This window comes from Algibacter pectinivorans (assembly GCF_900112595.1).
Classification (GTDB): Bacteria; Bacteroidota; Bacteroidia; order Flavobacteriales; family Flavobacteriaceae; genus Algibacter_B; species Algibacter_B pectinivorans.
This window is the reverse complement of record NZ_FOMI01000002.1, coordinates 81,496-108,178: the sequence shown is the minus strand read 5'-3', so window position 1 is coordinate 108,178 and position 26,683 is coordinate 81,496. Positions and strand designations below refer to the sequence as shown.

The window sequence follows — 26,683 nt, the reverse complement described above, 5'->3', positions numbered from 1 at the left end:
TTACCTTGCCATTATTAAATCTCAAATCTTTTTAAAATGAAAAAGACTATTACTTTCTTTTTGTTATTGGTTGTAGCTAGTAATCTATTAGAAGCACAAGTTAAGTACGAAACAATTAATTCGTTAAAATTAGGAGAAGAGCGCCAAATTAAAGTGCAATTACCTAGAGGTTATAATTCAGATACCAAAAAAACATATCCAGTATTTGTTGTGTTAGATGGAGATTATATGTTTGAAGCCGTAGCGGGAAATGTTGATTATTTTTCTTACTGGGAAGATATGCCCGAAGCTATTGTAGTTGGAGTTAATCAAGGCGGTAAACGGTTTGACGATTGCTTATACTCTGAACAAAACTCGTTACCTATTGAAACGGGTGCCGCTTTTTTCGAGTTTATAGGCATGGAATTAATGGCTCATTTAGAAAAAAAATACAGAGTAGGTAATTTTAGGGTTGCTGTTGGACATGGCGAAACGGCTAATTTTATTAACTATTACTTATTAAAACCACAGCCCTTATTTAAAGCTTATATTTCTGTAAGCCCAAATTTAGCGCCACAAATGATAGAGTATCTTCCAGAAGCCTTGGCTAAAACTCAAACTAAAACGTTTTACTATTTAGCAAATACTAATAACGATGCGAAATCTGTAAAAGAAATGACTGAAGCACTAAATACAGATCTATCCGGTATTGATAATGATAATGTAGATTTCAGTTTTGATAGTTTTGATGGCCCATCGCATTATTCGGTACCAACCCATGCTATACCAAGTGCTATAGAGGGCATTTTTAAAGTGTTTCAGCCTATTTCTAAAAAGGAGTATAAAGAGGTTATTCTGGAATTAGAGATTTCGCCAGTAGTGTATCTTCAAGAAAAATATCAGTCAATTTCAGATTTATTCGGAATAGACAAAAAGATTTTACTAAACGATTTTAAAGCCATTTCTGCAGCCATCGAAAAAAACGAATTATACGAATACTACGAGGAGTTAGGTAAAATGGCAAGAAAAGCTTACCCAGAGACGCTTTTAGGCACTTATTATATTGCGCGTTTTTACGAAGAAACGGGCGAGCCTAAAAAGGCTATGCGCACCTATCAATCGGCCTATACCTTAGAGGAAATTGCGGGACTTACAAAGGATTTAATGCTGGAAAAAGCAGATTTAATAAAATCAGATTTTGGGTATTAATGGCTAAAGTAAAAACAACTTTTTTTTGTCAAAATTGTGGTACTCAATACGCTAAATGGCAAGGGCAATGCAATGCCTGTAAAGAATGGAATACCATTGTAGAGGAGCTCATTCAAAAACCAGAGAAAAGCGATTGGAAAACACCAACAAGCGCAGTAAAAAAGGCATCGGTTCCTTTATTAATAAATGAAATCGATTCTTCAAAGGAAGCCCGATTAGATACTTTTGATGGCGAATTTAATCGTGTTTTAGGTGGTGGTATTGTTTCTGGATCGTTAACCCTATTAGGAGGTGAGCCTGGTATTGGTAAAAGTACACTTTTGCTACAAGTATCCTTGAAATTGCCGTATAGAACACTGTATGTTTCTGGCGAAGAAAGCCAAAAACAAATAAAAATGCGTGCAGAGCGTATTAACCCTAATAATAGTAACTGTTATATTTTAACAGAAACAAAAACGCAGAATATATTTAAGCAAATTGAAGCTTTAAATCCAGATATTGTAATTATTGATTCTATTCAAACCTTACATAGTGATTATGTGGAGTCTTCGGCAGGTAGTATTTCGCAAATTAAAGAATGTACTACAGAACTTATAAAATTTGCTAAGGAAACTGCAACGCCTGTGCTGTTAATTGGACATATAACTAAAGATGGAAATATTGCTGGTCCAAAAATTTTAGAACACATGGTCGATACTGTTTTGCAATTTGAAGGTGATAGAAATCATGTATTTAGAATTTTAAGGGCGCATAAAAATCGTTTTGGATCTACCAACGAGTTAGGCATTTATGAAATGCAAGGGTCTGGTTTGCGAGAGGTTTCAAATCCATCTGAAATTTTAATTTCAAAAAAGGACAAAGAGCTTTCTGGTAATGCTATAGCAGCCACTTTAGAAGGTATGCGACCACTCATGATAGAGGTGCAAGCCTTAGTTAGTACAGCAGTGTATGGAACTCCACAACGTAGTGCTACAGGTTTTAACGCCAAACGACTAAATATGTTATTAGCTGTTTTAGAAAAACGTGCAGGTTTTCGTTTAGGGGCTAAAGATGTATTTTTAAACATAACTGGAGGTATTACTGTCGACGATCCTGCTATAGATTTAGCTGTTGTAGCGTCTATTTTATCTTCAAATGAAGATGTGTCGCTTCAAAATGATTATTGCTTTGCAGCCGAGGTTGGACTCTCCGGAGAAATTAGACCAGTACAACGTATAGAGCAACGTATTTTGGAAGCAGAAAAACTTGGTTTTTCTACTATTTTCGTTTCAAAATACAATAAAATCGCACTTAAAAACACACTTATTAAGGTTCAATTGATTTCTAAGATAGAAGATTTAGTAGCTTTTATAATATAGTAAAAATCATAATTTTACTACCAAAACATGTATTTCGTCGATATAAATGTACGCTTTGTGGATTATTTTTTAGGTTTTCGGACGTTTTTTTAGTTCGTTTCAATTAATTATCCTAGGTTTGTTAGAGTAAATTGTTGGAGTCGCAGTATTTTGCAATTTGTTACCATGAATTGTTCTTCCCTCAAGAATCAATTTCAGAAAAATTAATGTATAAATCTTAAATAACCAAGAGCAAGATTAATGTAATCTCTTACTCTAAGTTGTTTTGCTATTTTACATTTTGAGTACGATGTTGAGTTTAAAATTTTATATAAAAAGTCTTATACCTAATAAAATGAAAAAAGATGTACTTTTTTCTAAGCTAGACTTATGTCTTATCTTTTTTAAAGCGTACATTCAAAATAGTGGGCTTTCAACTAAAAACGAGATACTGCTATATAGGAGCGCTACGAGTGCAGTTTTAAAATACACTGCCTCAATAAAAAGTGCTTCTAAAAGTAGTATTATAAATTTTATTTTTAGAGTATATGATAGGGTGCGTTTACATAAAAAAGGCGTTGTTGGTGGTGTATATTTTTTAGATATAAAGTGTAATAATAGACATAAGCTAAAAACCTTTATTTATTTAAATGTCACATTATAAAAGTTTTATATAGAACATTTGCCAACATGTTGTAGTGGTTTTGGTGAAAAGCAGCTATTGTTTAATAATGTAATAAAATGAAACCGTTTTATACTAAATGAATTTTAAATCGAATCGGCGTCGGGTAGAAGTGACGTTATTTTGTATTATGTGTCTAAATTATAGAGTTAACCTACTAACTTATTAGTTATGAAAAAAAAGTATATGTTATTGAAAAAAATATTATTTCTAAGTTTTTTTCTATTTTCTTTTGTGAGTTCGTCTTTTTCTACAACGATATCAAATCTTGAGCTATATAATGTTAATGGAAGCACCAGCTCCTCTGCGGCAACATGTTCTAATAACGGTACAATAACCGTAACAGCCACGGGAAGCAATATTAACCCAAGTTTATATATTTTTACAATAACAAATGGTCCAACTAGTAATGGGCAAACGTATCCTTTTCCAAATCAATTTCATGAATCTACATTTACGTTTATAGATTTATATCCAGGGACCTATGAAGTAACGGTTGAAGATGCTGGAGACCCTTCAAACCCTTCATTTACTGGTAGTGTAACTGTATTGGATGAAACAGAGCTGCTAAACTTTACAACAAGTTCTACAGCACCTAGTTGTCCAGGTGAAAGTAATGGGTCTATATCTGTTAATGTTTTAGATGGTGTTGGTCCATATCAATACCAAATTATAGATGGCCCCATAGGAACTACCACGGTTCCAATAAGTGATTCAAGTGCTAATTACACCTTTAATAATCTTCCTTCTGGAGACTACAGAATTAGAGTTTTTGATGTTTGTGGAGACTTTCAAACAAGAAATCGAAGAATAAATACCTCATCATCCCCCAGTGTAAATTTAAGAGGTAATGGAGTAAATAGAATTTCCTGTACAGAAGCTATTTATAGTGTAGACGTTTTTGGAAGCGGTAGTTATACTTACGAAATAGTAGGAGGTGCACCTAGTGGTTATGCATCCTCTAATACTACAGGTAATTTTACATTACCAATTAATCAAGCACCATATACTTTCTCTGTTACAGGTAATTGTGGGCAAACAGATACATATACCTATAACAACCCTACTAACGGAGTATCCTTTTTCGTTTTAGATAAAGGTTGTGCTGGTTTTGATTTAAGTTTAAACCCTAGATGGATGTATGGGCCTTATACATATACCTTAACAAATACACCAGCTGGATATACTGGTCCCTTAACTAATACCACTGGCGATTTTGATGATTTGCCGTTTGGAGACTATGAATATACAGTAACAGATAGTTGCGGATCTGTATTTTCAGGTGCAAATAATGAAACATTTGCCGCAGTGGAAATAGACCCAAGTACGGATGCAGAAGGAGATACATGTAATGTAGGTCTGGGGTCTGTTGTTATATCTTATAATAGTAATGATGCCCCAGGTCCTGTTTCGTTTGAATTAACTACAGTGCCTGCAAGCTTTATGGGCGATCCAGGGCCAAAAAACGGAAACGTTTTTAATGAACTTACAGTTGGTAATTACGTGGTAACAGCTACTGATGCTTGTGGTAATACCGATACACATGCTTTTGAGTTTGAAGAAGCAGATGCTTTAGATGTTACTTTTGATATAAGTGTTGTTCAAGGCTGCGTAAACGATCATAGTGTTCAAGTTAATACAACCACAAATACCAGTGGAGGATTTGGATTTAGACGATATAGATTAAGAGATGTAAGTACGGGCATCCAAAGGGGGTCTGCAGCTGCCTTTTTTGGGCCAGCTACCTTTAGTAATGTTGCTCCAGGAGAGTATTATATAGAGTACGACTTTTTTTCAGGATGTGGAATAGATTCTGAACCTTTTACTGTGGAAGCTTATGAACAGCCTAGATTAACACCATTAAGTAGTTATACTTGTGCAAATAATGGACTGGTTACAATTTCGGGAGTTACAGAAGGCGGTGTAGGCCCTTTTTCCTATAGTTTAATAAATACAGCAAACAACCAAATTTTAGCTACAAGTACAGAGTGCTACTTTAATAATCAAGATGCTGCATTAGCTTATACAGTACGAATAGAAGATAACTGTGGTAATTCAAGTTCTGCCCAAGTAAGTCCTGTAGCGGTAGGTTTAGGTCTAGAATTTCAAGGAGAAACGTGTGCGCCTTTAGGTGAATCATTTCCCTTTTATTTAAGAGCCTATAATGGTGTAAATTATGATTGGAGTTTTCCTGATGGATCAACTTTTAATGGTAACGATCCTAGGGCTATAATTGGCACAGTAAGTAATAGTGATTATGGTGTGTATACCATAATAGCATCTACTAATGATGGCTGTAGAACACAAGAATTATCAATTGATTTTGAAAGTTGTCCATTACCCCCTGTACACTTAGATTTTGATGGTGTAGACGACTATTTATCTGGAGATTCTATTCTTAATGGATTAAATGAAGTGACTTTGATGGCCTGGGTGAAAATAGATCCATCAAATGCAGGAGTTTCTAGTGTTACTATTGCAGGAGAAGACATTTCGTGTAGAATATATGTTCAAAATGGTAATAGGTTTATGTTTGGTACACGTACTACAGCAGGCTCTACTAGAGCAACAAACGGGGTACATGTAAATTATAATGAGTGGCATCATATTACAGGAGTGTTTAATGGCGTAACAGGAGAACAGACAATATATATAGATGGAGAGAGGTCAACCTCGTCTATAAATACAAGCCAAATAGGACAAACCATTTTGTGTACCGCTAGTTGGACAGGTGATTTCGAAATAGGGCGTTTGTCTAGAAATGTTTCAAATCAGGAATATTTTAATGGAGAAATTGATGAGGTAAGAGTTTTTAATAAAGCTTTAACCGAAACTCAAATTCAACGTATGGTATATCAAGAAATCGAAAATAACTCTGGCTTTGTAAAAGGAACTGTTATTAATAAAGATATTGAAGATGATGTAACGGGACTTAAAATAAATTGGAGCACGCTTTTAGCTTATTACCCAATGACTAATATAGTAAATTCTGCTACTTTAGATTATTCGGGTAATAATAGAGATGTTTTATTAAATAATATAACAACAGTACAAGAACAAACAGCGCCAATGCCATATGAAAGTGTTAGTGATGGTAACTGGACAGATGAAAGTACTTGGTTACATGGAGACGTTTGGGATATTGAAGACACGGCAACCAATAAAGATTGGAGTATAGTCCATATAAAGCATGATGTAAATGCAGATCACTCGGTAAAGAATTTGGGCTTATTTATAGATGAAAATAAAACTTTGGAAGTTGCACCTGATAATGAAGTAAATAATAGTTGGTATTTAGAGCTAAACGGTACTTTAAATTTGTTAGGAGATTCTCAATTAGTACAGGGTACTTCTAGCGATTTAGTTACCTCAGCACAAGGAAATATATTACGCCGGCAAGAAGGGACAGCCAGTCCATTTAGATATAACTATTGGTCGTCCCCAGTGGGTTCTCCACTAGAAACAAACGTTACAACTGCTTTTACCGATAACGAAGAAGGAGTTAATAACCCTAATAATACATCTTTTATGTTAAACACCATAAAAGACGATCGTGGTACCTTATTTTCTTTTACAAATACTTATAATGAGATTGGAAAAATAAGTACCTATTGGTTATATACCTATCAAAACGGTTTAAGCTACTGGAATTGGACCGCCCTTTCTCCAAGTACACCTTTACAACCAGGTATTGGTTATACCCAAAAAGGAACAGGAAATGGTGGTGCAGAACAACAATATATATTTGATGGAAAACCAAATAATGGCACAATTTTAGTAGAGGTAGACGATGTAGGAGGACCGGGCTCAGTTTCAGATGTATCTAGGACAGGCTACTTACTTGGAAATCCTTATCCATCGGCAATAGATATTCATAAGTTTATAGATGATAATATAGGTGTTATAGGCGACGAAAATTCTCCAAGCGGAGGCTTTGTACAAATATGGCAACAATGGTCTGGTTCCTCTCATGTTTTAACAGACTATATTGGAGGATATGCCAAAGTAAATAAAACAGGTTCTATAAGAGCCTCACAATTTATTGGTCTTTCTGGAGATAATACAGGAAATAGAGAAGGTACGTTGGCACCTACAAGATATCTTCCTGTTGGGCAAGGGTTTGTTGTAGAAATTGTAGCTAATAACGCTCAAATAAATTTTAATAATGGCCAACGTATTTATAGAAAAGAAGGGGATGCTACTATATTTTTAAAAAGTACAACGAAAAAATCACCAAAACTTAGTGCTTCGAAACAAAAAGAAGACGAAAACTTGATGCAAAAAATTCGACTAGAATTTAACACGGTTAAAGGACCAGAAACAAGGCAGGAATTATTACTAGGGTTTAGTGACTTTACTACAGACGGTTTTGATTATGGATATGATGCAAAAAGCACGGAAGAAAGTCATGATTATTTAAATTTAGACTTTGAAGGCCAGAATATGCATATTCAAGCTTATGGTACAATAACCAAAGAAAAAGTTGTTCCATTTAACTTTAGGTCTTCAGGAGAGAATACCTTCGAAATTAAACTAACGAAATTAGATAATATACCAGAAGACCAAGCAATATATTTGCGTGATAATGAAACAGATATTTACTTCGATTTAACAAAAAATCAAGAATATAATTTTACATCAAAGCAAGGTGTGTTTAATAATAGATTTGAATTAGTATTTCAAAGCAAACAAGAAGTTTTAAGCACAGAAGAGGCGATAGCCATAAAGAATTACGTTTACTTTCAAAACAAAACAAATACATTATTTGTTAAAAAGTTAAATAGTAACGTTAGTAAACTATCGTTAATAAATATGCGTGGACAAGTAGTGTTAGAGATGGCAGATGTTACAATTGAGCAACTAGAAAATGGTATAGTATTTAATACGATTTCTACAGGAGCATACGTTGTATACATAAGAACAGAAACTAATGAGGTATTGAATAAAAAAATAATAGTAAATTAAAATATCTTAAGATTTTTTGCAATGTGTTTTTATCATTATTAGTGATTCTCTTAAAATAAAACCTAGCTTTTTTACTTCCAAGTTTAAACCAATGAAAAATTTTTCGTTTATAACCTCGTTATTTGTTGTTTTATTTTTATTCTCAAATGTTCTTGGGGCTCAGGACTCCGATGGTTTTATAAATTCTATTGATTTAGACGACGATAATGATGGTATTCTAGATTGCGACGAATCTGAAGACTCTGTTAATGGTTCATTTGTTTGGTCGCTTAATACCCCACCAGGTAATTTAAATATGGATTCGGTAGATAATCCTAAAATAACAGATTGGGTACTAGCTTCAACAACGTCTTTAAATTTTGATTCTGGTAAATTTAGCCCTGGTACGAGTACTCAGCTTAGATTTTCTTCAATAGCCTCTAATAACTTTAGTGAAGCAATTTCTAATAATGATTATGTCGAAATGAGTTTTACGACAAGTTCAGAAGTATCAAACTTAATACTAAAAGACATATTTACCGGATGGTACGAACCTACAAAAGGAGATTCGTTTTACTCTGCATCGCAATTTTCAGAAGGTAGTTCTGGAGTATGGACAACCTTGTCTCAAGATATTTATAATGTAGATGATGGAACCATTTATGCCATGTTTGATAATATGATCATTCCAGAAATACGGCTAAAATCAAATACTGTTTATACCTTTAGGTTTTATGTTTATGGTAGAGAAGAAGCTAGTTCTATCGAAACATATTCCATTATTGACGATTTTCGATTTTATATTGAAGCTTGTAAAAGTCAGGATTCAGATAACGACACTATACCAGACCATTTAGATTTAGATAGCGATAATGATGGCTGTCCAGACGCTTTAGAGGGCAATGCAGGATTACAGTTTCAAGATTTAAATCTAAATGGTAGCATAAATGCAACAGTAAACGATAATGGTATTCCAATAGTTACAAATGTTGGAACTGTAGGTGCAGGAACAGTAGGACAAAACGATGTGTCTTCTACAGATAGTTCGGTGCAAGCCGTTGAGTGCGATTCTTGTAATGCTACAAGTACACGGTTTGTAGATACTGATAATGACACTTATGGGAACGATTGTGATTTAGATGATGACAATGATGGAATTCTAGATACAGATGAATGTGGACTACCATTATTAGTAGGCAGTGTTTCTGGTGAAGGAACCAATAGTATTTCTGGGACCTTCGAATCGGGAGTTATGTCTTCAGATTTTTCATTATCGTCACCATCTTTAGTCGAAATACCTTCAGGAAATCCTGTGCCAGTGGAGTTTAGTTTGTATACTACAAATGTAACAGATGGGGTATTAATTTCTTGGGATGAAGGGTATGTAAATCCAGGAAATGTATTTGATGTAGCCTTTGTTTTACAAGAGGCGCAAAACGGAAAGTTAAGTTCATTACAAGTAGGTAATAATGCGCGTTCTTCAAGCTATGGTGCTCAAAATGCTAATAAAGAAATTACTATTACCTGGCCGGGTGGATCTTCTGCAGTGCTTAACGATCCATTAAATGAAATTTTAAATTACCCAGACGGATCGGTAATAACTTCAGGTACCGTTTTAGATTGCAGTTCTGGAGGTGTTATTATTAGAGATTCAGAGTGGTACATTGATATAGATTTAGAAGGCGCTACATATCCGTTTAATGTAGTTTATAACACGGTATCTAGTGTATCTACCAGGTTTGAAGGGGTTGCTTTTATGCCAGTGGGTTGTTTAGATAGTGATGGAGACAGTATTATAAACTCATTAGATACCGACTCTGATAGCGATGGTTGTCCGGATGCTTTAGAGGGTGATGCCCTAAACAGCGAAATAGGGTACTCAAATTTAAATAATAACAATCAAATTACAGGAGGTGTAGACGGTAACGGTGTACCTAATGCTGCCAATGGTGGTCAAAATATTGGTACGAGTATTGATAATACACAACAGGCCAACGAGTGTAATACTTGCGATATTAATAATCCAAATTTTATAGATACCGATAAGGATGGTGTTGGAAATGATTGCGATTTAGACGATGATAATGACGGTATTTTAGATAACGTTGAACATCCTAAAACCTTGCTTTGGGTTAAAAGAGGTTTAATTACATCAGACCAGCAAAACACGATAGATAAGTTAATAAACCTAGGTTTTTCTGTTACCATATCTAACGATACCCAATCTCAAGATGTCGATAATTTTTCGGTAACCTATGTTCATCCAACGGTTAATAGTGGTATTGCATTTGCAAATATTGCTAATTTAGCAACGTCAACTAAAGGGGTTATTACCAGTGAAAATGCTTTATTTGATGAAATTATGGGAACTACAGGAGTAGAGTCGCAGCCAGTTTCTAGCCTTATAAATATAACTAATAATACCCACCCTATAACTCAAGGTTTGCCATTAGGTGATTTAGATATTGGAGATGGTAGTTATATTGTAGCTAATATTTTAACTGGTACGCATTTGGGCACGCACCCAAACGGCACTGTAAGTATGATAGCATGGGAAGTTGATGAACCCATGGAAAATGCATTAGCAGCTCCTGGAAGAAGAGTGGCTGTTCCACATACCAGTTATAATGGAGGGCTAAATGCTGTAGGAGAGAATTTATTAGTAAGAGCAATACTTTGGACTTGGGCTAAAGATTCAGATAGAGACGGTTTTTATGATCATTTAGATATTGATTCGGATAACGACGGTATTCCTGATAATGTTGAAGCACAACCAACAGTTGGTTATATTCCGCCAGATGGCACTACTAATATTACTACAGGAATTGATTTAGCGTACGGTTCTGGCTTGGTAAGCCTTGAAGATACAGATTCAGATGGCATACCAGATTATTTAGATTTAGATACCGATGGAGATGGTGTTTTGGATATTAATGAGAACGGTATGTCTGGGCCTATTATGACTTTTGTAGATAATGATAGTGATGGTTTAGATAACTCTTTTGAAACAACAAGTGTTAATGATGTCCTGTGGGATGTAAATGAAGATATAGAAGACCCAACAAATGTATTAGTTTTACCAGATACAGATGGGGATTTAGCATTAGGTGGCGACTTAGATTATAGGGATTTATTAGATGTTTATTTTGCTAATGGAGCTATAGATTTTGATGGGGTAGACGATTACTTAGATTCTACACCCTTTATAACTGATTGGACAGCAGGTACTATAATGGCATGGATTAAAATTGAGCATACCTCAACAGGTAATTTACCAAACTTATACAGTATTGCAGGACAAGAAAGCATGAGACTGTTTATTACTAATGGAAGAACACCTGCATTTTGTGTAATAACACAAGACCAAGTAACAGCTAGTGATAATTTTCCTGATAATAATATACAAGTACAGCCAGACCCATTGTTAAATATTAAGCTTGAAAATGATTTATGGTATCATGTTACAGGAGTTTTTAATTCTGCAGACCAAACCGTTAAACTTTACCTTAACGGCGAATTAGTAGGTAGTGAAGCCAATACACAACTAAACTCAGAATTAATTACTAAAAATTTTAATGGTTCTGCTCATATATATGCTACAAGGGAGTTTACCATAGGTAGATATCCAACAAATACTAGTGTAGCTGGCTCAGGGCATTTTAATGGTAATATTGATGAAGTTAGGATTTTTGATTATGCTTTAAGCGATCATCAAATTCAACAAATGGTATATCAAGAAATAGAAAATAACTCAGGGTATTTAAGAGGAAGTGTTATTCCAAAAGATATCCAAGATTTAGCAACCGCCCAAAAAGTGTCGTGGTCTAACCTAAAAGCATACTTTCCAATGGTCGATATTGTAAATGATATAACTACAGATTATTCTAGTTTTGGTAATGACGTCACCCTACATAACATTACAACTATTCAAGATCAAACAGCCCCAATGCCTTATATAACATTAAATGATGGGGATTGGTTAAACCAAAATACTTGGTTGCATGGAGATGTGTGGGATATAAAAAATGCTGCAACCAATAAAGATTGGAGCATTGTAGAAGTAAAACATGATATAACTGCAAGTCATGAGGTAAAAACTTTAGGATTAATAATTGATAACGATAAAACGTTAACAATTAATGGCAACAACCAAGTAGAAAACTCGTGGTATTTTGAGTTAAATGGTACTTTAGATTTGTTAAACGATTCTCAATTAATACAAACCCAATATAGCGATCTAGTTACCAATACAAATGGTAATATTCTTCGCCGGCAAGAGGGAACAAGTAATCCATTTTGGTATAATTACTGGGGTTCACCAGTAGGAGTACCAATGTCTACTGCTTTAATTGATAATAATACAACAAGTAATAATCCAAACAACACTCCATTTAGTTTAAATATGCTAAAGGACGAAACTGGTACAGCAATGAGTTTTACATCTAACTATTCAGGTAATGAAAGTATTAGCAGTTATTGGTTGTATACTTTTAAAAACGGTATTACCTATTGGGACTGGGAAAAGTTTAATACTTCGGCAGCAATATATCCAGGAGTTGGCTATACCCAAAAAGGAACAGGATCTGGGGATGTAGAGCAACAGTATATTTTTGACGGTAAACCTAATAACGGAACTATTGTAGTAAATGTAGCCGACTTAGGAGGGACAGGATCTATTCAAAATGTAACAAAAACAGCGTATTTACTAGCTAATCCGTACCCATCAGCTTTAGATATACATAAATTTATTGATGATAATGAAGGGGTTATAAATGGCTATGTAGAGCTTTGGCAACAATGGAGTGGCGCATCACATATACTTAAAGATTATAATGGTGGGTATGCTCAAGTAAACAAAACTGGAACAATAAGAGCTTCCCAATTTATTGGAATAGAAGGAAATGATACGGGAGGGTTAGAAGGAACTAAAATGCCAACCAGATACATGCCAGTAGGTCAAGGTTTTATGGCGGAAATTGAAAACAATGGTGTTTTACCATTTGATGGTACCGTAGAGTTTAATAATAATCAACGTGTGTTTATAAAAGAAACTAGTTACTCAAATACGGGTCCGTATGACCAAGGTTCGTTATTTACAAAATCTGAACTTGTTAAAGTTAAGAATGGCGAAGATAAAGAGGTAACCATGCAGAAAATTAGATTAGAGTTTAAATCCTTATCTGGACCAAACACAAAGCGTGAATTATTATTGGGGTTTAGTGATTTTACAACTGATAATTATGATTATGGCTATGACGCAAAAAACGCAAACCCCAAAAATAATGATTTGAATTTAGAGTTAAATGGTGAGCCAATGAATATTCAAGCTTATGGACCAATAACAGTAGATAAAATAGTGCCATTAAACTTTAGTTCTTCAGGGCCACATGATTTTGAAATTAGAGTTTCTGAAACAGAAAACATTTTAGAGACTCAAAATATATATATTCATGATAAATTAACGGGTGCTTATTTTAATTTAAGTACTTTTAAGCCATACACGTTTTCTTCAAAGCAAGGCATATTTAATGAACGCTTTAAAATAGTTTTCCAAAATGAATCTGAAGTGTTAAGTATCAAACATTCAATGTTTGTTGAAAACAATATATTCTATAAGAACTCTACCAATACACTGTTTGTTAAAAAGCTAGAAAGTCCAGTTAGTAAACTATCTTTAGTAAATATGAGAGGTCAAGTGGTGCTTGAAATGACGGATTTAACTATAGATATTTTAGAAAGTGGAGTGCAATTTAGTAACGTTTCTACAGGAGCCTATATTGTTTATATGAGAACCAATTCTAACAACACGTTGGTAAAGAAAATAATAGTAAGATAAGTGCTTTAAACTACCAAAAAAAAGCTGCGTTGATTATCTTTTTTGATTAACTTGTTAAGTCAAAAATACATATTGTTAAATAAAACATTTGTCTTTTATTGGATTTTAGTTTTAGTAAGCCGTTTTAGTGGGTAGGTATACTGTTATACTAAAGCAGTTAATCCTGTTTTTATGTATTTCATTTTTTATCGATGCGTTTTAGCAGTTTTTTCTAATATTTAATCGCAAAACAGTTAAATTTTTATCTAAAAAATTGAATAAATTTTACTTTTACACAGTAATTAACTATCAGTGCTATTTGCTTTTAATTAATTTATCTTCCCTCAAGATATTATTTATTTAATCCATTTTACTAATTTTTTGTTTTAGTACATAATAAACATAGCCCCAAGCTATTAAATGTTTTGTTATGAATATAAAAATAAAATTAGGCGTTACATTTTTTGTACTAATGTTTGTGTTAAACCTACAGTTTTTAAAGGCACAAGAATTGGTTAATTGTCCTCCTGTATCTGGAGCGGCATTACCTCAAGCAGACGCCGTAAGTTGGATTAGAGAAGGGTTTAAAATCTTTTCAATTGCCAATAATACAAATGGATTAGGTTATCAAGAATCTGGTTTTCAGTCAGAAGTTTTTAAAAACGGACAAACCCTAACTGTGTTGAATGGAACAAACGATTTTGTTTTTCCTTCAAGCTCTTCTACACCAGGTTCTGCAAATACTAGTATTGGTACATTTGCAAACGGTACTCTAGATTTTATTGATAACTATTATCGTAGAACATCATCTTCAAAAATAGCTCAATTTAGAGCAACAACCTCTGGTGGATTTATATCTGGTAATGCGGGGCAAGGTGTTTATATATACCCCGAAACGGGTGCCTTAACGGGCGATTTTTACACCATGAATATTAACTTTACAACTCCTGTGATTTCCTTTAGTTTCGATTTAATCGATATTTTTGATACTATTGGAAACGGATCAGAATCAAACTACGAAATTTATGCAGATGGCCGTTTAATAGCGTATTTTAATGGGCCGTTTTTAGGAGATGATCTTACAGGAAATATAAAGCTATATGATGCAGATCATAATTTAAAGGCAACAATAGTTGGCGGTCAAAATATAGAAAACACTATTGGTTTTATAAGTGATATTCCTGTAAGTCAAGTAAGTGTAAAACATATAATAGTCTCAGGAGGTCTACTAATAGATTCTCATGAGCCTCATGGTTTTGATTCCTTTGCATATAGTTTTGATTGCCAAATCGATTCGTGTAATGCTTTGGTTTCTGGTTATTTAGATTCTGATAACGATACCTTAAGTGATACATGCGATTTAGACGATGATAACGATGGTATTTTAGATGTGGATGAACTAAATTGTTCTTCTGGATTTATAGCTTTAGGGCAAACGTTTAATGATAATTCTTCTAACCCAGGGATTATAAATGGCGTGTTTCCTCATGGTGATATAGATATAAATTTTAAATATGAATTATTAGGCTCAGCCTTATGGGGAACTGGGGTAAATTCAGCTACGGTTTCGGGTGTTTCTGGAGCTTTTATTAATACACAGGTACAAAATTCAGATTTTTCAAATGGAGATGTCGCTGTTTATACCTTTAGTGCATCTAAACCTATTTATAATTTATCATTTAAATTGGCCGGTTTTGATAATGAAGACATTGCAGATTTATTGGCTAATAAGGGAGGCGTAAATGTTCCAATTACCATATCAGATATTAATTTAAGCAATGGTATAGTTTCTGGGCAAACAGTTTACGATGTAAACGGAGCTAATGGTAATGCACCAGCTAATAGTGTGCAAGTTTTAGTGCAAGGCGCAATAGATGAGTTAACTATTACCATAGCAAAAAATGATGGGAGTAATAGCAATGCTACAATACAAATTTACGACTTCTCATACTGCGAATCTATAGATACAGATAACGATGGTTTTCCAAATCATTTAGATATTGATTCGGATGATGATGGTATTCCAGATAATATAGAAGCTCAACCTACAGTGGGCTATATTCCTCCAAGTAATAGTAGTGCCTCTATTACAGATGCTAATAATAATGGTTTAGATGATGCCTACGAAACGGCTATGGGCGGTACAGATTTAGCTACTCTAGAGGACACCGATGGTGATGGCGTATTTGATTATCTAGATAGTGATACCGATAACGATGGTATACCAGATATTGAAGAAAACGGTCAAGCCAATACATTAGGAGCTAATGATGTAGATACCGATGGTTTAAATGATGTTTTTGATGCCATTGTTGGTTATCTAGATGTTAATGATGAAGTTACTTTGGGAGATATAGCAGATCTTGTTAGTGCATTTGGCGATGCAGACTCGGATACTGCTTTAGGTGGCGATTTAGATTATAGAGATATATTTAATATTAATCCGCCACACTCAGCAACTATTGATTTTGATGGCGTTGATGATTATGTTGATAGTGATTTTAATTTTAGTGGTTTATCAAAAATGACTACCATGTTATGGATAAAACTTGATGATACTTTTACTAATTATGGGGTACTTGTTAATCAAGGAGAGTTTATGTTGGATGTTGATGGAGGTATGGAGTTAAGTACTAATGTAAATAATGGCTATTTGGACTCCAATATGTCAGATAAGTTACAAAGAAATAAATGGTACCATATAGCAGTGGTCTTTGATTCTAGTTTGCCATTTAATAATTTAAAGCTTTATTTGAATGGAGCTTTAATAAAATCGACTAGTCACATTTCTTTAAAAGGATCAATTAGTAGTTCCTTAGATAAACTTACAATTGGTAAAAGTTCAGCTTCCGATAATAATTATTTTAAAGGAGCTATTGACGAAGTAAGGGTATTTGATGTAGCACTGACCGAGAATCAGTTACAACAAATGATTTATCAGGAAATAGAACAAAACGGAAGTGATGTAATAGGAAAGGTTGTTCCTAAAAAAGTGGTAGATTTGACTTCAGGCACAAGCGTTGCGTGGAGTAAATTGCAAGCTTACTATCCAATGACTGAAATTATAAACTCAAAAACAATTGATTATTCAAGTAATAATTATGACGCGGCACTCCATAATATTACAACTGTACAAGCACAAACGGCACCAATGCCGTATCAAACCTCTGGAGATGGAGATTTGGCAACAACAGGTAATTTGTTACATGGCGCAGTTTGGAATTTGGATGCCCTTACTAACTCTGGCTATTCTATAGTAAAAGTGAGCCATGATGTATCAATTAATGCGAGTTTAAAAACACAAGGTTTAATTATCGATAGTGGAAAAAAACTAACCGTTAATGGAGACCATGAGGTAAATAATAGTTGGTATTTTGAGTTAAATGGCACATTAGATTTAGAAGGTGATTCTCAATTATTACAAACAGAAAACAGCGATTTAGTAACCTCTTCAACGGGTAAAATATTACGTCGTCAAGAAGGGAATTCAAGTCCGTATTGGTACAATTACTGGTGCTCACCAGTGGGTGAGTTACGCGCTACAACCTTGTCTAACAACAACGGGTCTAGCCATAATACAAACAATAGTTCTTTTAGCGTAGATATGCTTAAAGATGGTTCTGGTAGTAATTTTATGTTTACCAATGGTTATACCGGAAGTAGTTCTATTAGTACCTATTGGTTATACACTTACATGAGTGGGCAAACCTATTACGACTGGAAAAAAATAAGCTCGTCAAAGGCTATTGCTCCTGGTGTAGGTTATACGCAAAAAGGTACAGGTACCGCAGATACCGAGCAAGCTTATATTTTTGAGGGTAAACCAAACAATGGTACGGTTCTAATTAATGTCGATAAAAAAGGCGGTTTATTATCATCCTTACTTAGTAAAACACAATCTTTAGTCGGTAACCCGTATCCATCGGCTATAGATGTAGGTAGGTTTATCGATGATAATTCTAGTGTAATATCGGGTTCTATATTATTATGGCAACAATGGGATGGTACTTCACATAATTTAAGCGAGTACGACGGTGGTTATGCCACGGTAAATAAGCTAGGCTCTGCAAAAGCATTTCAATTTCATGGTGTTTTAGGACTCATATTTGGAGGTAGTCCAAGCGGCACAAAAAAACCAACTAAAACGATTCCTGTGGGTCAAGGATTTATGGTTAAAATTAAGGCAGATGGCCAAGTAGAATTTAATAACAGCCAGCGTGTATTTGTAAAAGAATCTGATGCCGATGGTACTTATAATTCCGGTTCGGTATTTTTTAAAGGAACCAAAAAGAGAACCGGCACCACCGATGCTGAAGAAGTAACTACAGAACCACAGTTTCAAAAAATAAGTTTACAACTAAATTCTATTACAGGTCCAGAAACGCATCGTGAATTATTATTAGGATTTAGCGATGTAACAAGTGATGGCTTCGATTATGGTTACGATGCAGAAAATGCCATAGAAACCAATAACGATTTATTATTAAGTTTTGAAGATAAGGATATGGTTATTCAAGCTTACAGTGCTTTAACAGCTACAAAAGTTGTGCCATTAAACTTTAAATCGTCTGGAGATAATACCTTCGAAATAAAGCTAAACGTATTAGAAAATATAGACGAAAATCAATCTATATATTTAAAAGATAACCAAACGGGTACGTATTTCGATTTAACTAAAAATGAAAGCTATGAGTTTAATGCCGGCCAAGGCGTATTTAATAAAAGATTTCAAATTGTATTTCAAAGCGAGCAAGAAACGTTAAGTACAGAAGAATCTGTTGTTTCAGAAAATTACATGTATTATCAGAATGCAACAAACACATTTTTTATTAAAAAGCTGCATGCCGATATTAGTAAACTGTCTCTTGTAAACATGAGAGGACAAGTTGTTTTAGAGTTACATAATGTGGAAAGAGCGCGTTTAGAAAACGGATTACAATTTAGTAATATGGCAATAGGTGCTTATGTGGTTTACCTACGTACAGATACTAACGAGGTGTTATCTAAAAAGATAATTGTTAAATAACATACTGCAAAAACAAAACGAATTTAAAGACTACGTTAGCGCGTGGTCTTTTTTTTGTTTTTAAATTATAGTTAAATTGGTATAATTCATTAAATTCGCGAACTTATAAGAATTAAGAAAAAATGAGCGCTAAATTTCCTGAATACAAAGGACTTGACTTACCAAATGTAGCAAACGATATACTACAATATTGGCAAGAAAAAAACATTTTTGAAAAAAGTGTATCTACAAGAGAAGGTAAAGAATCATTTGTGTTTTTTGAAGGACCGCCTTCTGCAAATGGACTTCCTGGAGTACACCATGTTTTAGCGCGTGCTATTAAAGATATTTTTCCGCGTTATAAAACCATGAAAGGCTACCAAGTTAAGCGTAAAGCTGGTTGGGATACACATGGTTTACCAATAGAATTAGGTGTAGAAAAAGAATTAGGAATTACCAAAGAAGATATTGGTAAAACCATTTCGGTTGAAGATTATAATGCAGCCTGCCGTAAAGCCGTTATGCGCTATACAGATGTTTGGAACGACCTAACCCAAAAAATGGGCTATTGGGTAGATATGGAAGACCCATATATAACCTACGAACCAAAATACATGGAGTCCGTTTGGTGGTTGCTAAAGGAAATCTATTCTAAAAAATTAATGTATAAGGGCTACACTATTCAGCCTTATTCTCCAAAAGCTGGTACAGGTCTTAGTTCGCACGAGGTTAATCAACCCGGAGCGTATAAAGATGTTACAGATACAACTATTGTTGCTCAATTTAAAGCTTTACAAGACACCTTGCCAGATTTTTTACAAAACGAAGGCGATATTCATTTTATAGCTTGGACCACCACACCTTGGACATTACCAAGTAATACAGCATTAACCGTAGGTCCAAAAATTGATTATGTATTAGTAGAAACCTACAACCAATATACATTCAAACCCATGAATGTAATTTTGGCAAAAGCCTTAGTTAATAAGCAGTTTGACGGTAAGTTTAAAAGAGTTGAAGATAAGCCAGCACTTTTAGAGTATAAAGATGGCGATAAAAAAATACCATATTTTGTTGTAAAAGAATTTAAAGGTAAAGACCTTATTGGTATAAAATACGAACAACTATTACCATACGCTTTACCAAACGATAACCCGCAAGATGCCTTTAGAGTAATTTCGGGCGATTTTGTAACTACCGAGGATGGTACAGGAATAGTACACACCGCACCTACTTTTGGAGCAGACGATGCCTTGGTTGCAAAACAAGCAACACCAGAAGTGCCTCCAATGCTTGTAAAAGATGAGAATGATAATTTAGTGCCGCTTGTAGATTTACAAGGTCGTTTTAGACCCGAAATGAAAGAGTTTGGCGGTAAGTATGTTAAAAATGAATATTACAACGAGGGCGAAGCTCCAGAGCGTTCAATAGATGTAGAAATAGCAATTAAACTTAAGGAAGAAAATAAAGCCTTTAAGGTTGAAAAATACAAACACAACTACCCACATTGTTGGCGTACCGATAAGCCAATTCTGTATTATCCTTTAGATTCTTGGTTTATTAAAATTACAGACGTTAAGGGGCGTATGCACGAGCTAAACACAGGTATAAACTGGAAACCAAAATCTACTGGAACAGGACGTTTTGGTAACTGGTTGGCAAATGCTAACGATTGGAATTTATCGCGTTCGCGTTATTGGGGAATTCCATTACCAATTTGGAGAACCGAAGATGGTAAAGAAGAAATTTGTATTGGTTCGGTTGAAGAGCTTAAAGCAGAAATGAAAAAATCTGTTGCAATGGGGTTCATCCCATTGGATATTTTTGCCGATTTTGAAGTAGGAAATAATTCCGAAGAAAACTACGCTAAAATAGACTTACATAAAAATATTGTAGACGAGGTTGTGTTAGTATCACCATCTGGTCAAAAAATGTTCCGCGAAAGCGATTTAATTGATGTTTGGTTCGATTCTGGTTCTATGCCGTATGCACAATGGCATTACCCATTTGAAAATAAAGATTTAATTGATAAAGGCACCACGTTTCCTGCAGATTTTATTGCAGAAGGTGTCGATCAAACTCGTGGTTGGTTTTATACCCTTCACGCTATTGGAACCATGGTTTTCGATTCTGTGGCGTATAAAAATGTAGTATCAAACGGATTGGTGTTAGATAAAAACGGACAAAAAATGTCTAAACGTCTAGGAAACGCTGTCGATCCTTTTGAAACTTTAGGAACTTACGGAGCCGATGCCACACGTTGGTACATGATTAGTAATGCCAACCCTTGGGATAACTTAAAATTTGATTTAGAAGGTATAGAGGAAGTAAAACGTAAGTTTTTCGGAACCCTTTACAACACCTATTCATTCTTTCAGTTATACGCTAACTTAGATAATTTTACATATAGCGAAGCAGATATTCCTTTAAACGAAAGACCAGAAATAGACCGTTGGATTCTTTCAGAATTACATACGCTAATTCAAAAAGTAGATGCTTTTTATGCCGATTACGAGCCTACAAGAGCAGCACGAGCTATTTCAGATTTTACTCAAGATTATGTTAGTAACTGGTTTGTGCGTTTAAGCAGAAGACGTTTCTGGAAAGGCGATTACCAAAAAGATAAAATTTCGGCATACCAAACATTATACACATGTATGGAAACCATTGCCAAATTAAGTGCACCAATCGCACCGTTTTTTATGGATAGATTGTATCTAGATTTAAATGCTGCTACCAAAAAGGAAGATTTTGAAAGTGTGCATTTAGCAAATTTCCCTGTTTTTGATGAAAGCTATGTTGATAAGTCTTTAGAAAACAAGATGGAAAGTGCTCAAATAATTTCGTCTTTAGTACTGTCTTTAAGAGCTAAAGAAAAAATTAAAGTGAGACAGCCGTTACAAAAAATAATGATTCCTATAAGTAGTGAATCGCAAAAAAATGAAATTTTAGCCGTTGCAGACCTTATAAAATCTGAGGTTAATGTAAAAGAGATAGAAGTTTTAGAAGATGCTTCAGATATACTGGTAAAACAAATAAAACCTAACTTTAAAGTTCTTGGTCCACGTTTTGGAAAAGACATGAAAGCTGTGGCTCAGTTAGTTAATAACTTTACACAAACCGATATTAAAAATATCGAGCAAAATGGTATTTTAGACGTTGAAATAAACGGAAAAAGTGTTACCTTAGAACGTACAGATGTTGAGATAACATCGCAAGATATTGAAGGTTGGTTAGTGGCAAACGAAGGCGCATTAACAGTCGCTTTAGATGTTACTATTTCTGAAGATTTAAAGCAAGAGGGTATTGCTAGAGAGTTAATTAATAGAATACAAAATTTGCGTAAAGATTCAGGTTTTGAGGTTACAGATAAAATTGATGTAACGCTTCAAAAAGACGAACATATTGTAAATGCTATTGAGGCAAACTTAACGTATATTAAAACAGAAACATTAACAAATAATCTTGAATTTACAGACATATTGAAAGATGGTATAGAAATTGCCTTCGATGAGGTAAATACAAAACTATTTATACAAAAACATTAATATTATGGCAGAAAATACCGTAAGATTCTCAGACAAAGAATTAGCCGAATTTAAAGAGCTAATTAGCAATAAAATAGAAAAAGCTAAGCACGATTTAGAGTTAATTAAAAGTGCGTATATGAACGACCATACTAATGGTACCGAAGATACATCGCCACAGTTTAAGGCTTTCGATGAAGGTAGTGCCGTTATGAGTAAAGAATCTAACTCGCAATTAGCTATTCGTCAAGAAAAATTTATACGCGATTTAAAAAATGCTTTAATTCGTATAGAAAACAAAACCTATGGTATTTGTCGTGTAACAGGAAAATTAATTAATAAAAAACGATTAGAGCTTGTACCGCATGCAACCTTAAGTATTGAGGCTAAAAACATGCAGCAATAAATCCTGTTAATACAGAAATCTAAAGATTTTAAATTATATATTTGAAACGTCTCAATAATGTTGAGGCGTTTTTCATTTATATACTTTTTGTCATTCCAGCTAAGGCGGGAATTTAATTGATAAAACATGTCGCTAAAAAAATCCATAATCCTAATTATTATTATTTTACTTATCGACCAGATTAGTAAAATCTATATAAAAACAACTTTTGTACTTCAAGAAAGTATAGATGTTTTTAGCTGGTTCGAAATCATTTTTGTTGAAAACGACGGAATGGCTTGGGGAACTAAAATTAGCGATTTTGTGTCTTTTATTTCCGATAGAACAGCCAAAGTTATACTTACATCGTTTAGAATTGTAGCTATTTTCGGGATTGGCTATTGGCTTTACGATGCTACAGTTAAGCAACATTCCAGATTATTAATTGTAGCTATTGCTTTAATATTTGCAGGTGCTTTAGGTAATATAATTGATTCTGTTTTTTACGGTGTACTGTTTGATGATAGCTATAGTCAAGTCGCAACCTTTTTACCAGAAGCTGGTGGTTACGATGGTTTACTGCACGGCAAAGTTGTAGATATGCTTCACTTTCCGTTATTCGAGGTAGATTTACCCGAATGGTTTCCGTTTTATGCAGGTAAACGCTTTAGTTTTTTCGATCCTGTTTTTAATGTTGCCGATATGGCAATAAGTACGGGGTTTATTATGCTTATTGTGTTTAATAAAAAGGCGTTTTCTAAGGAGGAAGACTAAATTGTTTTAACTCTAATTTTAGTTTCTTACAGAAATCTATAAACCCTTTTAGGCGTTACACAATAATCCAAAGCAATATCACCATCAAACACATCGGTAATCTCAGTTTCTGCTTCAAAAAATGACAATCCAATTTTTATAGTTTCGGGGTTACAATCGGCTAAAAATCTATCGTAAAACCCTTTGCCATACCCAACGCGATTGCCTTGTTTATCGAAGGCTAAAAGGGGAATAAACACCACTTCAATCTTGTTATTGGTGATTTCAATACCATCAATAGGTTCAGGAATGTTGTATTTGTTTTTCTTTATTACGGTATTATCCGTTAGTAAAAAATGAGTCATTCCGCCAGTTTTAAAATCACTTTTCGAGATTAGTATGTTTTTGTCTTTACCCGCAAGAATGTTTAATATATAATCGGTGTTAACTTCCTTTTGTTCTGCAATAGCAAGAAAAATATGGTAAAACGAATACTCCCAAATAGGCAGTTTTAAAAGCAGATTGGAAATGGCTAAACTAAAATTATCAATGTCGTTTTCAGACAAATCATTACGAAGGGCTTTGTATGTTTTTCGTAATTCGGTTTTAGTCATTACCCTTTTAATTTAGTAGAAATATGAAATAAAGCATCACCTTGATAAACAATAGGCGATTCGTTTACATTAATAATATAGCCATTATTAGACGCTTTTACGGCATAGTTAAATTTCCCATAAGGATCTGTAATATTACCTAAAACGTCGCCTTTTAACACAAATGATCCAATAGGAATCGAGGCTTTAAACATGCCAGAATATTTAGCACGCTGCCATTTACTATCATTTATAAAAACAGTGTCTCTTTTAGGTTTGGAAACTTTAAAGGTAGATTGTAACATACCCAAGTGTTTCAATAACCGTTTAGAGCCATTAACGCCAGAGTTGGTTACGGCATCGTCAATATGAAACGATTTTCCACCTTCAAAAAGCAACAAAGGTTTTCCTAATTTATAACAGGTTGTTCTAAAGGATTTTGATAGGTTTTTAGAGTACAAAACAAAGGGCGCTCCAAAGGCTTTGGCTAAGTTGTTTAACTCTTTATTTTCCCTAGTGTAACGTAATTGTGGCGCATTAAATCTGCCCGAACCACCTGTGTGAAAATCAATAATCATATCCACATGTGGTATAATTTCGTTTATAAGTTTATGAGCCACACGACCTGCTAACGATCCCGAAGGACTTCCTGGAAATACTCGGTTTAGGTCGCGACCATCTGGAAATTCGCGTTTTAAATTTATAAACCCAAAAATATTAATTACCGGCATACAAATTATAGTGCCACATTTAGGTTTGTTAATACCCTTTGAAATAAGTTGTCTAACAATTTCAACACCGTTTACCTCATCGCCATGTATGCCAGCCGTAAACAATAGTGTTGGTCCTGGTTTTTTAGAGCGTTCAATAATAACAGGAATATTTACCGGTGTAGAGGTGTGTAAATTTGCAACATCAAAATTAACCTCTTTACTTTCACCAGGAGCAACCGTTTCGCCAAAAATGGTCAAGCCATTATTATTTACTTGTGTCATTTATTGTTTGTTTTTTTCTATAAAAGTAATTATCGCCTTAGCAATATTACGTCCTGTTGCAGCTTCAATACCTTCTAAACCCGGTGTAGAGTTTACTTCTAATAATAAAGGACCTCTAGCCGATTGTAACATATCTACGCCACAAACCGGTAATTTTAATGCCTTACTAGCATTCATGGCTAATTTTAATTCGTCGTGGTTCAGTTTTATAATGTTTGCCGATCCTCCACGGTGTAAATTCGATCTAAATTCACCTTCTTTACCTTGGCGTTTCATAGCGCCAACAACCTGCCCATCAACCACCAAAGCACGTAAATCTGCACCGCCAGCTTCTTTAATAAACTCTTGTACAATAACGCGGGCTTCCAAACCATTAAAAGCCTCTAAAACCGATTCGGCAGCGTTTTTAGATTCTGCTAAAACCACACCTAAACCCTGCGTACCTTCAAGTAATTTTATAATTACAGGCACACCACCAACATGCTCAATAACCTCTTCCACATCGCGAGAATAGTTTGTAAAAACCGTTTTAGGCATACCAATTCCGGCCTTACTTAAGCGCTGTAAACTACGCAGCTTATCTCTAGAGCGCTGTATGGCGTCCGATGTTACAATGGTAAAAACTCCCATTTCCTCAAACTGTCTTACCACGGCACAACCGTAAAAGGTTACCGAAGCTCCAATTCTGGGGATTATTGCATCAACATAATCTAAATATCTGTCCTTATAGAAAATGGTGGGTTTTTCCTTTTCTATAATAATATCACATTTTAAAGGATCAATAACTTCAACTTTATGTCCTCTTTTTTCACCTTCTTCAATTAAGCGTTCAGTAGAATATAAATTTGCGTTTCTAGAAAGTATTACAATATTCATGATTTGTTTTTACTATTAAAATTAAAAGAAACGTTTTCCAAATCTACATCAACTATAAATTTTTGCCTTAAAAATTGCCTGCCAATAAGTACAGGGAATTTCATGGCGTCTCTAGTGCTTAAAGTTAAGTTAATCTTATAAGTTTTACCAAAAAATACCACCTCACTTTTCACTTTATATCTATTTTCTTTATAACCATTGCTGCTTTTTACATCGGTTCGCCAAAAAGTATCAAAAATAATCTCGGTTTTGCCAAAGTTTTTGTGCACATTACTGTTAAAAATGCACAGTAATGCGTTGTCAACCTCAATAATTTCAGAACAATGTATGGTCGAGGTGTACGCCCCAGTATCCATTTTCACATCAATATTAAATAATCCCAGTTGTGGGAAATCTATAATATCAGTTCGTCCTAACGTTTTTTTACTCATTTTTTTAAAATATGTATTTGTCACTTCAAGTGTCCCAAATTAATCCGTGGTCTTTGGTTTTGGCGCCATTTAAAATAATACCAACAAAGGTAGTCGCTTATATCTTTTTTTTAAAGCGGCGCAATGTATATAAATTATCGATTCAAAAAACA

General features: G+C 34.3%; 13 protein-coding genes. 9 read left to right on the top strand and 4 right to left on the bottom strand.

Annotated elements, in window-relative coordinates; genetic code table 11:
• Positions 1 to 36 precede the first annotated feature (36 nt).
• The 9 genes from BMY96_RS03115 to BMY96_RS03075 all read left to right on the top strand — a co-directional run bounded on the left by BMY96_RS03115 (position 37) and on the right by BMY96_RS03075 (position 23,657).
• The gene (locus BMY96_RS03115) at positions 37 to 1,188 is read left to right on the top strand and encodes an alpha/beta hydrolase (RefSeq protein ID WP_092848975.1); all 1,152 of its coding nucleotides are present in this window, start codon (positions 37 to 39) and stop codon (positions 1,186 to 1,188) included.
• Positions 1,188 to 2,546, top strand: a complete 1,359-nt coding sequence (radA, locus tag BMY96_RS03110; protein ID WP_092848973.1) for a DNA repair protein RadA — start codon at positions 1,188 to 1,190, stop codon at positions 2,544 to 2,546. Before BMY96_RS03115 ends, radA begins: the two co-directional genes overlap by 1 nt.
• A 334-nt stretch (positions 2,547 to 2,880) precedes the next feature.
• Complete coding sequence (locus BMY96_RS03105) at positions 2,881 to 3,189, top strand: hypothetical protein (protein ID WP_139205205.1); 309 nt, start codon at positions 2,881 to 2,883, stop codon at positions 3,187 to 3,189.
• A gap of 210 nt (positions 3,190 to 3,399) precedes the next feature.
• Positions 3,400 to 8,172: a DUF8693 domain-containing protein gene (locus tag BMY96_RS03100; RefSeq protein WP_175473501.1), complete on the top strand. Its 4,773-nt coding sequence runs from the start codon at positions 3,400 to 3,402 to the stop codon at positions 8,170 to 8,172.
• 91 nt (positions 8,173 to 8,263) lie between these two features.
• Entirely contained in the window at positions 8,264 to 13,987 is a 5,724-nt protein-coding gene (locus BMY96_RS03095) for a DUF8693 domain-containing protein (RefSeq protein ID WP_092848967.1), read from the top strand.
• Between the two features lie 409 nt (positions 13,988 to 14,396).
• Positions 14,397 to 18,992 (top strand): LamG domain-containing protein, encoded by a 4,596-nt coding sequence (locus BMY96_RS03090; RefSeq protein WP_092848964.1) that lies wholly within the window; start codon positions 14,397 to 14,399, stop codon positions 18,990 to 18,992.
• Positions 18,993 to 19,114: 122 nt separating this feature from the next.
• Positions 19,115 to 22,519, top strand: a complete 3,405-nt coding sequence (gene ileS, locus BMY96_RS03085) for an isoleucine--tRNA ligase (protein ID WP_092848962.1) — start codon at positions 19,115 to 19,117, stop codon at positions 22,517 to 22,519.
• Between the two features lie 4 nt (positions 22,520 to 22,523).
• Positions 22,524 to 22,904 carry a TraR/DksA family transcriptional regulator gene (locus tag BMY96_RS03080; RefSeq protein WP_092848960.1) on the top strand — a complete coding sequence of 127 codons (381 nt, stop codon included), beginning with the start codon at positions 22,524 to 22,526 and terminating at the stop codon, positions 22,902 to 22,904.
• A gap of 126 nt (positions 22,905 to 23,030) precedes the next feature.
• Positions 23,031 to 23,657 carry a lipoprotein signal peptidase gene (locus BMY96_RS03075; RefSeq protein ID WP_092848958.1) on the top strand — a complete coding sequence of 209 codons (627 nt, stop codon included), beginning with the start codon at positions 23,031 to 23,033 and terminating at the stop codon, positions 23,655 to 23,657.
• A 26-nt stretch (positions 23,658 to 23,683) separates the two neighbouring features.
• On the opposite strand, the gene BMY96_RS03070 is transcribed toward BMY96_RS03075, so the two are convergent.
• The 4 genes from BMY96_RS03070 to BMY96_RS03055 are packed head-to-tail and all read right to left on the bottom strand — an operon-like array spanning position 23,684 to position 26,531.
• Positions 23,684 to 24,250 carry a 5-formyltetrahydrofolate cyclo-ligase gene (locus BMY96_RS03070; protein ID WP_092848955.1) on the bottom strand — a complete coding sequence of 189 codons (567 nt, stop codon included), beginning with the start codon at positions 24,248 to 24,250 and terminating at the stop codon, positions 23,684 to 23,686.
• Positions 24,250 to 25,224, bottom strand: coding sequence for a succinylglutamate desuccinylase/aspartoacylase family protein (locus BMY96_RS03065; RefSeq protein ID WP_092848952.1), 975 nt, complete (start codon positions 25,222 to 25,224; stop codon positions 24,250 to 24,252). The genes BMY96_RS03070 and BMY96_RS03065 overlap by 1 nt, the downstream gene beginning before the upstream one ends.
• Positions 25,225 to 26,100 carry a 30S ribosomal protein S6--L-glutamate ligase gene (gene rimK, locus BMY96_RS03060; RefSeq protein ID WP_092848950.1) on the bottom strand — a complete coding sequence of 292 codons (876 nt, stop codon included), beginning with the start codon at positions 26,098 to 26,100 and terminating at the stop codon, positions 25,225 to 25,227.
• A complete protein-coding gene (locus BMY96_RS03055) occupies positions 26,097 to 26,531 on the bottom strand; it encodes an ATP-dependent zinc protease family protein (RefSeq protein ID WP_092848948.1) in 435 nt (144 codons plus the stop codon). Before BMY96_RS03055 ends, rimK begins: the two co-directional genes overlap by 4 nt.
• Between the last annotated feature and the right edge of the window lie 152 nt (positions 26,532 to 26,683).

What these genes read in the sequence shown, in the direction of transcription:
- BMY96_RS03075 (WP_092848958.1), top strand. Translation starts at nt 23,031, where the DNA reads ATGTCGCTAAAAAAATCCATAATCCTAATTATTATTATTTTACTTATC.
- BMY96_RS03070 (WP_092848955.1), bottom strand. Translation starts at nt 24,250, where the DNA reads ATGACTAAAACCGAATTACGAAAAACATACAAAGCCCTTCGTAATGAT.
- BMY96_RS03080 (WP_092848960.1), top strand. Translation starts at nt 22,524, where the DNA reads ATGGCAGAAAATACCGTAAGATTCTCAGACAAAGAATTAGCCGAATTT.
- BMY96_RS03055 (WP_092848948.1), bottom strand. Translation starts at nt 26,531, where the DNA reads ATGAGTAAAAAAACGTTAGGACGAACTGATATTATAGATTTCCCACAA.
- radA (WP_092848973.1), top strand. Translation starts at nt 1,188, where the DNA reads ATGGCTAAAGTAAAAACAACTTTTTTTTGTCAAAATTGTGGTACTCAA.
- BMY96_RS03090 (WP_092848964.1), top strand. Translation starts at nt 14,397, where the DNA reads ATGAATATAAAAATAAAATTAGGCGTTACATTTTTTGTACTAATGTTT.
- BMY96_RS03095 (WP_092848967.1), top strand. Translation starts at nt 8,264, where the DNA reads ATGAAAAATTTTTCGTTTATAACCTCGTTATTTGTTGTTTTATTTTTA.
- BMY96_RS03115 (WP_092848975.1), top strand. Translation starts at nt 37, where the DNA reads ATGAAAAAGACTATTACTTTCTTTTTGTTATTGGTTGTAGCTAGTAAT.
- ileS (WP_092848962.1), top strand. Translation starts at nt 19,115, where the DNA reads ATGAGCGCTAAATTTCCTGAATACAAAGGACTTGACTTACCAAATGTA.
- BMY96_RS03105 (WP_139205205.1), top strand. Translation starts at nt 2,881, where the DNA reads ATGAAAAAAGATGTACTTTTTTCTAAGCTAGACTTATGTCTTATCTTT.
- BMY96_RS03065 (WP_092848952.1), bottom strand. Translation starts at nt 25,224, where the DNA reads ATGACACAAGTAAATAATAATGGCTTGACCATTTTTGGCGAAACGGTT.
- rimK (WP_092848950.1), bottom strand. Translation starts at nt 26,100, where the DNA reads ATGAATATTGTAATACTTTCTAGAAACGCAAATTTATATTCTACTGAA.